This window comes from Saccharothrix sabaoui (assembly GCF_051756985.1).
In the GTDB taxonomy this organism is placed as follows: Bacteria; Actinomycetota; Actinomycetes; order Mycobacteriales; family Pseudonocardiaceae; genus Actinosynnema.
The window spans coordinates 1-9,770 of sequence record NZ_JBPKJK010000242.1 but is presented as its reverse complement, the minus strand read 5'-3'; the positions used below and the strand labels follow the sequence as shown (position 1 = coordinate 9,770).

Annotated in this window: 9 protein-coding genes; 3 read left to right on the top strand and 6 right to left on the bottom strand. The window is 74.3% G+C overall.

Annotated elements, in window-relative coordinates; all coding sequences use genetic code 11:
- Positions 1–397: 397 nt before the first annotated feature.
- Entirely contained in the window at positions 398–1,021 is a 624-nt protein-coding gene (locus ACR807_RS39320) for a DUF1345 domain-containing protein (RefSeq protein ID WP_438926621.1), read from the bottom strand.
- 465 nt (positions 1,022–1,486) lie between these two features.
- Positions 1,487–1,771, bottom strand: coding sequence for a hypothetical protein (locus ACR807_RS39315; protein ID WP_438926620.1), 285 nt, complete (start codon positions 1,769–1,771; stop codon positions 1,487–1,489).
- 233 nt (positions 1,772–2,004) lie between these two features.
- On the opposite strand from ACR807_RS39315, the gene ACR807_RS39310 reads away from it, so the two are divergent.
- A complete protein-coding gene (locus ACR807_RS39310) occupies positions 2,005–2,235 on the top strand; it encodes a hypothetical protein (RefSeq protein WP_438926619.1) in 231 nt (76 codons plus the stop codon).
- Positions 2,236–2,341: 106 nt separating this feature from the next.
- On the opposite strand, the gene ACR807_RS39305 is transcribed toward ACR807_RS39310, so the two are convergent.
- Both ACR807_RS39305 and ACR807_RS39300 read right to left on the bottom strand, forming a co-directional pair.
- Positions 2,342–3,271, bottom strand: a complete 930-nt coding sequence (locus ACR807_RS39305; RefSeq protein ID WP_438926618.1) for a hypothetical protein — start codon at positions 3,269–3,271, stop codon at positions 2,342–2,344.
- An 87-nt stretch (positions 3,272–3,358) separates the two neighbouring features.
- A complete protein-coding gene (locus ACR807_RS39300) occupies positions 3,359–3,940 on the bottom strand; it encodes a vWA domain-containing protein (RefSeq protein WP_438926617.1) in 582 nt (193 codons plus the stop codon).
- Positions 3,941–4,090: 150 nt separating this feature from the next.
- Between ACR807_RS39300 and ACR807_RS39295 the strand changes: the two genes are divergently transcribed.
- A complete protein-coding gene (locus ACR807_RS39295) occupies positions 4,091–7,036 on the top strand; it encodes an AfsR/SARP family transcriptional regulator (RefSeq protein ID WP_438926616.1) in 2,946 nt (981 codons plus the stop codon).
- Between the two features lie 105 nt (positions 7,037–7,141).
- Here the strand turns inward: ACR807_RS39295 and ACR807_RS39290 are convergent, their stop codons facing one another.
- Together ACR807_RS39290 and ACR807_RS39285 are read right to left on the bottom strand one after the other, a co-directional pair.
- Positions 7,142–8,353, bottom strand: coding sequence for a helix-turn-helix domain-containing protein (locus ACR807_RS39290; protein WP_438926615.1), 1,212 nt, complete (start codon positions 8,351–8,353; stop codon positions 7,142–7,144).
- Between the two features lie 112 nt (positions 8,354–8,465).
- Entirely contained in the window at positions 8,466–8,636 is a 171-nt protein-coding gene (locus ACR807_RS39285; RefSeq protein WP_438926614.1) for a hypothetical protein, read from the bottom strand.
- Between the two features lie 243 nt (positions 8,637–8,879).
- Between ACR807_RS39285 and ACR807_RS39280 the strand changes: the two genes are divergently transcribed.
- Positions 8,880–9,770: hypothetical protein (locus ACR807_RS39280; RefSeq protein ID WP_438926613.1), on the top strand; the 891-nt coding region annotated here is incomplete at its 3' end.

The window sequence follows — 9,770 nt, the reverse complement described above, 5'->3', positions numbered from 1 at the left end:
GGAACCGGCCGTTCACGGGCGTCTGTGCCGATGGTGTGCCGACGAGATCCCGTCGAACTTGATCAAGAAGGCCGATCGGTCCTCGCCGGCGGTGAACTCGCTCACGTCACCCTTCGTCCGCCCTGCGAGTGGCCGTGCCCGTTGTTCGCCGGAAGCCGGTCGTACTGCCGGCGGTTGCGGCACAGAGCGGTTGAGGAATGGGCCATTGTCGGAAGTGTCGCGGGCGCGGTTGTCGCGGTTGTCGCGGTGACAGCACTGCACGATTCACCCACCTTTTCCCAGGCGACCCCCGACTTACCCGAGCCCGGTCGACCGGGCTCGGGTAAGGAGCACTCCGCTCCTGTCGGGTCCCGCGGGCGGGTTGTCGGCGGGTGACCGTGCGGGCGCCCGGGGTGGTTCAGCCGCTGATGACCCCGATGGCGATGCCGAGCATCGCGGTGTTGTAGATGAACGAGAGCACGCCGTGCGCGAGGACCCGCAGCCGCATCCCGGAGGTGCGCGACTCGACGTCGGAGACCGCGAACGTGGTGCCGACGGTGAACGAGAAGTACGCGAAGTCGATGAACGTCGGGTGCTCGGTGCCGGGGAACACCAACAGCTTCTCGGGCAGGGCGCTGTAATAGGCCTGCGCGTAGCGGTCGGCGTAGCCGAAGTGCAGGATCGCCCACGCCAGCAGCACGGCGGGCACGCCGACGACCTTGCCGAGCAACCCCGCTTGGGTGCCTTCCTCGACGAGCACGATGGTCAGGCCGGACGTGATCCCGATGAGGCTGGTGAACAGGGTGAACAGGGTGCCGCTGCGGCGGCCCAGCGCGTTCTTGACCCACGCGCCCTGGTCGTCGCCCGCCCGCTTGCCGCGGCTGAGGCGGATTACGCGGATCGCGAGGTAGACGACGGCGATGAGGTCCCACAACGCGATCCACCTGATGTCCTCCACCTCCGCGAAGAAGATGGGGACGCCGAGCAGGACGAGCACGCCCTCGATGATCCGGGACAGCACGATAGACGGTCTGGAGCGCATGACTTTCCTTCGTCGGAACGGCAGGGGGGTCGTCGCCCACCTCGTCCGGACGACGACGGCCATTCCGCGGGAGCGACGCCGAGAAAGGCTATAGGCCGCTTGTGGCCCGAGCTCGTGCGCACCCTGAAAAAGGTCTGTCGATGAGTTTGGCGGTCCCCGCGAAAGCGGGAAGTCGCGAGCCGCGGCGGCGCGCAGGGTCAGGCGGCGGGCCAGGCGGCGGGTCGGGCGGCGGGCCGGGCGGCGGGTCGGGCGGCGGGCCGGGCGGCGGGTCGCCTTCAGGCGCGCGGTAGGCGCGGGTGCTGTCCACGTGCCGGGCGCGGTCCGTTCACCCGCCGCGGTCGCGGTTCACCGTCCTGCGGGCACGGCGAGGACCGGGCGGGCGCGGAAACCCGCGCCCGGCCCGGTCAGCCCTGCTTCAGGGACCGAAGCCCTCGGTGCCTTCGGACCACGTGGTGGTTCCTCCGGTCAGCGACGTGCTCCGCCGGTGGACCGGAACGCACCCTGCACATCGCGGTGCGGGCCGTTCACGGGGCGGTCCTGGCGTGCGGGAGCGGGCTTGTCCGCGCTCCGGGCCGACAGGCCCAGCATGGACAGCAGCTCACGGCAGTCGCTCACGTCGAGCGAGTGGTCCGCCACGGTGCGGGCCGCCTGGAACTGCTGGGCGGCCTCGGCCACGTCGGTGGCGGCGCGTGCTTCCGCGAAGCCGACGGTGGTGCCGCCCGCTCGCATCGGACGTCCGGTGATCGTCATGCCTGCCCCAGTTCTGCGCTCGCGCGCGTTCCGAAGGTCGAGCTCGGGGTGAGTGGTGGGGCGAGCTGGTGATCCGGCAGCAAGCCGGTGCTCCCGTCCCCGGCCGGAGAACTCCTGGGCCGGACTGGGTCGGGGAACCGCGACGGCTGGGTGCCTGCACCTGGTAACCCGACTCGGGCGAATGTACCGCAGTCGACGCGTGCCGGACCCGTTCGACGCAGTACGGTTTCCAGATGACGGAAGAATCCGGCGGTCCCGCCCTGGGCCCCACCATGACCGAGTGGCTCAGCGCGCGCCGGGAGACCGAGCGGCACCTGACCCTCGGGGGGACGCCGCCGATCGACGTCGAGTGGGTGCAGAAGCTCGCTGACCTGCTGGCCACCGAGCGGTCGTGGCAGGAGCAGTACACGGATTTGATCGCGCTCGGCAGCAGTGGCGGGCGGTTCCCGCCCTCCAACCGCTGACGGGGATGCCGCTGACGGAGCGCTGGTGACGGGACGCTGGTGACAGGACGCTGCTGACGGGGCGCTGCTGACGGCCGTGCGCGTCGTCGGGCGGGGCCGGCGCGCACTACCCCGCCACCTCCCACCGCGCTCCGTAGGCGAGGCCCGGCGTGAGGTGGCGGAAACTCAGGTGGATCTCCCCCGCCTGGTCGACGGGGTGGCCGTGCCCGGCCCGGTCCGCGACGTCGCCGGGGTGCACGCCGTGCAGCGCCCACACGCGCGGCGGCTCGGGTGTCCTGCCGAAGCGGCCCCTCAGGTCCAGCAGGTCGCACGGGTGCCGCGGCACGTAGGCGAGGTGCGACCACTCCGCGTGCGCGGCGAGCGGGCGGAAGCGGATCGCGAAGTCGTGGCCCTGGCCGGCGGCCACCGGGGTCGGCAGGGCGAGGGTCAGGGGTGAGTGGTCGACCAGGGTGCCGCCGTAGAGCACCCCGACGTCCAGGCCGGTCCGGTCCAGCGGGAGCGGTGGCGTCAGGACCAGTTCGCGCAGGCCGTTCCGGTCGGCGACGACGCGGTGCCGCTCGATCACCTCGGGACGGGGCCTGTCCAGGGTCAGCACGGTGTGCAGCTCGGCGGTGCGCCAGCCCCGCGCCGACCCGCCCGACCGGTCATCCGGCCGGTCGCGGGGCACGACGACGGCCAGTTCGGCCAGGTGGTTGATGGCCTCGTCGACCCGGCGGCGGACGGTGCGCGGGTCGCGGTCCATCCTGACCGACGCCCAGCGCACCCGCTCCTGGTAGAGCGGGAGCCGCGCCTCGGCGTCGAGGCCGATGGCGAACGCCGCGCGCGTGGCCAGGCGCAGGTCGTCCGGCAGGTGCCCGGCCAGCTCGGTGAGCCGGGCGGCGACCTTGTGGCGGATGGTGCCGGGCTCGTCGCCCTCGGTCACCCCGCAGGTCGCGCGCAGGGTGGGGCCGACCCGGTCCCCGATGCTCCCGGTCAGCACGCCACGCCCCTTGCGCAGGGACTTCAACTCGCGGACCAGGTCCTGATACGCGTTCACCGGCTCGCCCCCGATCGATCTCCGCGGTGTTCTCCCGCACAGGGTGCGGCGGGCCAGTGGACCGGAAGTGGACACATCGTGGATGGCCTACAGCCGGTGCGGGCGCCGCGGCGTCGAGGTCACCGACACCGCCAGGGCGGCGCCCAGGCGGATGCCGTCCTGGCGGAGGAACACGCGGGACGTGCCGATGCGGTCGAGCGTGCCGTGGTCGGCGGCGCCGAGGCCGAAGGCGACCACGGTCGGGCGCGCCGGCCAGGCGGGGTCCTCCAGCGCGGCGAAGGCGGCCGGCCAGGTCGTCGGGTCGGTCGGCCGCCCGTCCGAGGCGAAGAAGACGACCGGGCGGTGGACCCGGAGGCGCTGCGCCCCGAGGGCGTGGACGTCGTGGGCGATGGTGTCGCGCAGGAGCGTGAACGCGGGGCCGAAGTTGGTGCCCGCGGCCGGCCCCGACGTGCCGACCTCGGTGAGCTCCGCCGCGGGCCGCAGCGGTTGCAGCACGGTGGGCGTCGCCGCGAAACCGACCACGCAGACCCGGACGCGCCCGGCGGCCGACGGGTCGGCGTGGATGGCGCCGCGGAACTCGCGGAGGCCGGCGTTCACCTCGTCGAGGTGGTCGGTCATCGAGGGCGACACGTCGCAGATCACGTAGCAGGGCACCACGTCGTGGCCCATTCGGTTCCTCCTCGGCACACCTTTTGCGGACAGGGCGCAGCGTGGCCGGTGCTTGTCTACCGAAGGTGGACCGGAGGCTGATTCGGACACACGGACGGCCGCTTGTGCGACATCTGCCGTAGACATCAAGCTCGCGGACCGGGAGGCGGCGTGGAATTTCGAGTACTGGGTCCACTGGAGGCGTGGCACGAGGGCGCCCCGGTGCCGCTGGGTGACCAGCAGCAGCGGTTCGTCCTCGTCGTGCTGCTGCTGCACGCGAACAGACCGGTGTCGACCGAGCGGTTGACCGAGATCGTGTGGGGCAAGCCGGACCGCCGCGTCCTGGTGCGCGGCTACATCAACAAGCTGCGCAACGCGTTCCGGGACGCGGACGACGTGGCGATCGAGACGACCGCGACCGGCTACCTGCTGCGGGTGGGCGAGGACCGGGTCGACAGCACCCGGTTCGCGCGGCTGCGCGCGGAGGCCGAGGGCGTGCGGGGGGAGGACCCGCGCCGGGCGATCGGGCTGCTGCGCGACGCGGTGGGCCTGTGGCGGGGGCGGTTCCTGGAGGACATCGACGTCGACCGGGTGGGCGGTTCCGACGTGGCCTTCCCGGAGGAGGTCCGCGTCGACGCGGTCGGCGACCTGGCCGAGCTGGAGCTGGACGCGGGCGACCACCGGTCGGCGCGGGACCGGCTGCGCCCCGTGGTGCGCGCCGACCCCGGCGGGCAGCGGCACGCGGAGCTGCTGATGCGCGCGTTGATCGCGGGCGGTGACCGGGTGGGCGCGATCCGCGTGTTCCACCAGACGCGGGAGGCGCTGGCCGGGGACGGCCTGGAGCCGGGCACGCTGCTGCGCAACCTCGCGGCGCGGGCGGAGCGCGGGGAGCCGGCGAGTTCGCTGCCGTCGCGGCCCGGCGGGTTCACCGGCCGCGGGGAGGAGCTGGCGGTGATCGCCCGGGCGGCCTCGGCACCCGGTGAGCGCCGGGCGGTGTGGGTCAGCGGCGCGCCGGGTGCGGGCAAGACCGGGCTGGCCGTGGAGGCGGCGCACCGGTTGCGGGACCGGTTCCCGGACGGGCAGCTGCTGGTGCGGCTCAACGGGTTCACGCCGAACGTGCCGCGGGTGACCGTGTCCGAGGCGCTCAGCCGGCTCCTGGTCGAGCTGGGGGTGCCGCCCGAGCAGATCCCGACGTCGGTGAACCGGAAGTTCACGCTGTACCAGACGGAGCTGTACGGCACGCGCACGCTGGTGGTGCTGGACAACGCGTACTCGCCGGAGGAGGTCCGGCCGCTGCTGCCGGAGGCGCCGGGCTGCCTGGCGATCGTGACCAGCAGGCGCGTCGGGGAGCCGGACACCGGCGAGCAGGTCCGGCTCTCCCCGTTGCCGCCGGAGGACGCCCTGGAGCTGTTCCGCGCGCTGGTCGGCGCGCCGAGGCTGCGCGGCCGGTCGGCGGAGGTGGGCGCGGTGGTCAAGCGGTGCGGGTACCTGCCGATGCCGATCCGGTTGGCCGCCGCGCTGTTCCGCCGGCACGACCGGTGGCCGCTGGAGCACCTGCTGCGGCTGCTGGAGGAGAGCGGGCCGTGGCACGCCGACACGCACGACGAGACGGGCGCGGCGGCGGTGCGCGTGTCCTACCGGGAACTCGGTCCGCCGCAGCGGGAGCTGTTCCGGCTGTTCGGCCACCTGCCGGGGCCGGACCTCGACGTGACCGGCGCGGCGGCGCTCGCGGCACGGGACGTCGCCTCGGTCCGCGCGCTGCTCGACGACCTGCACGAGGTGTGCCTGCTGGAGGAGACCTCGCCGGAGCGGTACCGGATGCTCGACCCGCTCAAGGAGTTCGCCGCGGCGGAACCGCCGCCGACCACGCCGACCGAGCGCGCGGACGCCCTGCTGCGGCTGCTGGACTTCTACCTGGTGGGCCTGGCGGAGGCGGTGGGGACCGCCTACCCGTTCGACCGCGCGCAGCTGCCCTCGGTGCACCGCACCAGCCCGGTGGTCCCCGCGTTCGCGGACGGCGCCGGGGCGGCCGGGTGGATCGCCGCCGAGCGGGACAACCTGGTGGCCGCCGTCCACTGCGCCGCCGGGTTCGGCCTGCCGGGGCACGCCTGGCGGCTGGCGGTGCTGATCTGGCGCCACTTCAACACCACGAGCCGGTTCGAGGACTGGGTCGGGACCATGGAGCTGGCCCGCGGGATCGTGTGCGCCGAGCCGGGCGACGACTACGGCCGGGCGCACGTGCTGCTCCGGCTGGCCACCGCCTACGACCGGCTCGGGCGGCTGGAGGAGGCGCTGGAGCTGGCCACCCGGGCGCTCGCGGCGTGGCGGCGGGTCGGCGACGTGGCCGGCGAGGCGGCCACGCTGTGCGCGATCGCCATCCCCCTGATGGAGCTGGGCCGGCACGACGAGGCGATCGGGCACTTCGGGGCCGCGCTGGCGGAGTACGAGCGGTGCGGGGACCTGCGCGGCCAGGGGCACGCGCTGAGCATGCTCGGCTACCTCAACGAGGAGCGCGGCGACCTGGAGGTCGCGCTGCGGCAGCACCGGGCCGCGGTGCCGATGCTGCGCGAGGTCGGTCACGTGCAGGGGCTGGCGCACGCGCTGAACAACCTGGGTTCGGTGCAGCAGCGCCTCGGGTTCCCGGACGAGGCGCTGGCCGCCCACGTGGAGGCGTACGAGCTGGCCCGCGGGCTGGGGGACGACTGCCTGGCGGCGTACGCGCTGAACTACGCCGGCAACGTGCACCGCTCGGCGGGCCGGCTGGCCGAGGCCGCGCGCCACCAGGAGCGGGCCAGGGTGGTGGCGGCCGGGGTGTCCGACGCCGACCTGCGCACGCAGCTCTACCGCGACCGCGCCACGACCGCCCTGGCCCGCGGTGACCGGGCGGAGGCGCTGCTCTCCTACCGGGCGGCGCTGGACCTGGCGACCGGCACGGGCAACCGCGCCCACCGGGCGCACGCCGAACTCGGCGTCGCGCAGGCCCTGCACGTGATGGGGAGGCACACCGACGCCGCCGCGCACTGGGACGCGGCCGAGACCGGGTTCGCCGAACTCCGCCGGCCCGAGGCGGACGGGGTCCGGGCGGAACACGCGGCCCTGACCTGCGGCTGCCGGTAGGACGGGCGCCGTCGGGGCAGGTGCCTTCAGGGCAGGTGCCGTCGGGGCGGGCGCCGTCAGGACGGCTGCCGTCGGGGCGGGCGCCCACCGGACGCCCGCGCGCCGTCAGTACCGCTGCTGGAGCACGCGCCGCAGCTCGGGGTAGACCTCCCGGACCGCGCCGTGGTTGTGCCACCGACCGAGGGTCCTGGCCAGTTCCCGCAGGTCCGCGCGCACGGTCGCCGAGTCGACGTGCGCGGCGTCGTCGAGCGTCCCGACCAGCGTCACGCAGCTCTGGTCGATCTCGCCCGACAGCGCGTGCGCGAGGGACCGGCGGGCGCCGAACCGGGCCCGGGAGCGGCGGGAGTGGGCGGGCAGCCCGACCAGCTCCCGGTCCAGGACGGCCGCCGACTCCTCCGGTCGCCCGACGTCGCACAGCGACCACCCCCGGGCCAGCTCCACCGGGTCGGGCGCGGTCGTGCCGAGCAGGGGGTACGCCCGGGTGTCCGGGGTGGACCGGTCGAGCAGGTCGACGGCGCGGTCCAGCGCGCGCTGGAAGGAGTCGCGGTCGCCCGCCAGGGCGTGCCCCTGCGCCTCGCGGCGGGCGGCCAGGGCGAGGGTGCGCGGGCTCGCGCCGCCGACCAGCTGGGCCTGCCGGGCCAGGTCGACGGTGTCGGCCGCGTCCTGCCGGTAGAGCGCGAGGCCGGCCTCCCGGACGAACGCGTAGCTCGCGATCTCCCGGTCCCCGCCCGCCCGCGCCAGCTCCGCGGCGTGCCGGGTCCACTCCAGCGCGCGCTGCTCGTCACCGGCCTCCTGGCTCATCCACCCCGTGTACTCGGCGATCCGCGCGGCGAGCAGCAGCAGCCGACCCCGGACCGGCTCGGGGTTCTCCTGCGCCAGCGCGTGCACCGTGCGCACCTGGGCGACCAGGGGTTCGAGGACCACCACCGGGCTCGTCTGCGTGCCGAGGGCGCGCAGGTGCTCGAACGAGGTCCGCATCCCGGCCACCACGCGCTCGTCCGCGACCGGCCGCGGTCCGCCCGCGAGCGCCATGCCGAGCACCGTGCCCGTGCCCGCGAACAGCACCTGGCGGCGGTCGAGCGCGAGACCCGCCTCGACGACGCGCTCCCGCGCCTCGCGGGCCGCCTCGATGAGCCTGCCGCCGGTGTCCAGCGCGCCGTCGCAGAGCCGGGCCACGGTCTCGTGCGGTGGCTTCAGGTCGTTCTCTATCTTGCTGAGGTAGCCCTTGCTGTAGTGCACGCGCTTGGCGAGCTGCCCGATCGACAGCCCCGCCGCGATACGACAGCCGCGCAATAACTCACCAAATGATCCGGTCACCCGAGCCTCCTGTTCCGGCTGGTGCGAGTACACCACCACTCCTGTTCGACCGCAATCGCCCGGCCGCTCGCGGAAAGGACCGCGAACGGCCGGGCGCGCATTCCGGGAACGGTCACCCGTGCCACGGGTTGCCGTCGGGGCCGACCGTGACCGTGGTGGGCGGCGGGCACTCCTCGAACGAGGCGGCGGAGCCGCTGCCGGGCGCGAACACCGCGACGACGACGCACAACGCGGCCAGCGACAAACCGACCTTGGCCGCGAGAACGGACGTGATCCTGGACATGGCGAATCCTCCACGAGAATTGTGCTGCGTGATTCGGGCGTTTATCCGACCATTTCGCCCTCACCACTGAGGATTCATCAGCGGCTGTCCTCGGACCAGGTGTTGACCGTTTCCCGGGCACGCGGGCAACGGGCCGCGGCGGCGCATCCACTCCTCGTCCACCTCTGGTCGACACCCATCCCGGACGCTGCGCCGCACGCGGGCAGCCGGTCACCGGGCCGGCGCGGACAGGGAGGTTCGGTTGTGAGCGAGTACGACGTCGCCGTGTCGTTCGACGAGGGGCAGCGCTCGGCTGTCGAGGGGGTGGTCGAGGCGTTCGAGCAGCGCGGGCTGACCGTGCTGCACGGGGCCGAGCAGACCCACGAGTGGTGGGCGCACAAGGAGGGCGGCGACCTCCCGGACGTGCGGGTGCGGTTCTTCGTCCCGTTCGTGTCGGCGGTGGACGAGTTCACCACCGCCCTGCTGCGCGCCGTGAAGGCCGGGGACGAGCACGTGCTGCCGGTGCTGCTGGGCGAGGTGGCCGTGCCGCAGGGGCTGCTGCACCCGCACGTGAGCTACGTGCGCGGCTCCGCGCACCGGCCGGACCAGCTCACCGAGGCCCTGGCCGCCCGGATCGAGGCGGCGGAGTCCGCCGGGTGGGACCGGGCGCCGGTCGCCGAGGTCGTGACCAGGGCGAAGGGGTTCGTCCCGGCGGAGGAGCCGGCGGAACCCGCCGTGCCCGCCTCCTTCAGCCGCTACGCCGAGCAGGACGCGACCCTGCGCTACCTGGGCGAGCAGTTCGCCGCGGCGCTGCCGGGGCTGGGCCGGCGCGGGTTCGTCGGCACCGCGCACGTCGGCGACGCGCGCATCGCCGTGCGGGTCGAGCGGGCGGGCGACACCGTGTACGCGCTCGACGTCCAGCGCGGCGGCATCGGCGGCGACGAGACGGTGAACTTCGTGGTCGGCGGGTCCGGGCCGGGCAGCGCCCTCACCAACGGCTGGGCGCGACCGGTCTACGACACCGGCGCGCGCGGGGTCGTGCTCGAACTGCACGACTTCTCGGTGCTCGGCGGCGGCGAACCGCGTTCCTACCGCCGCGAGGAGCTGTTCGAGGCGCTGTGGCGGCGGATCGACGCGCTGCTCACCTCGACCGTC

Coding starts and splice junctions, on each gene's coding strand:
- ACR807_RS39300 (WP_438926617.1), bottom strand. CDS start 3,940: ATGGGCCACGACGTGGTGCCCTGCTACGTGATCTGCGACGTGTCGCCC.
- ACR807_RS39315 (WP_438926620.1), bottom strand. CDS start 1,771: ATGACGATCACCGGACGTCCGATGCGAGCGGGCGGCACCACCGTCGGC.
- ACR807_RS39285 (WP_438926614.1), bottom strand. CDS start 8,636: ATGTCCAGGATCACGTCCGTTCTCGCGGCCAAGGTCGGTTTGTCGCTG.
- ACR807_RS39310 (WP_438926619.1), top strand. CDS start 2,005: ATGACGGAAGAATCCGGCGGTCCCGCCCTGGGCCCCACCATGACCGAG.
- ACR807_RS39320 (WP_438926621.1), bottom strand. CDS start 1,021: ATGCGCTCCAGACCGTCTATCGTGCTGTCCCGGATCATCGAGGGCGTG.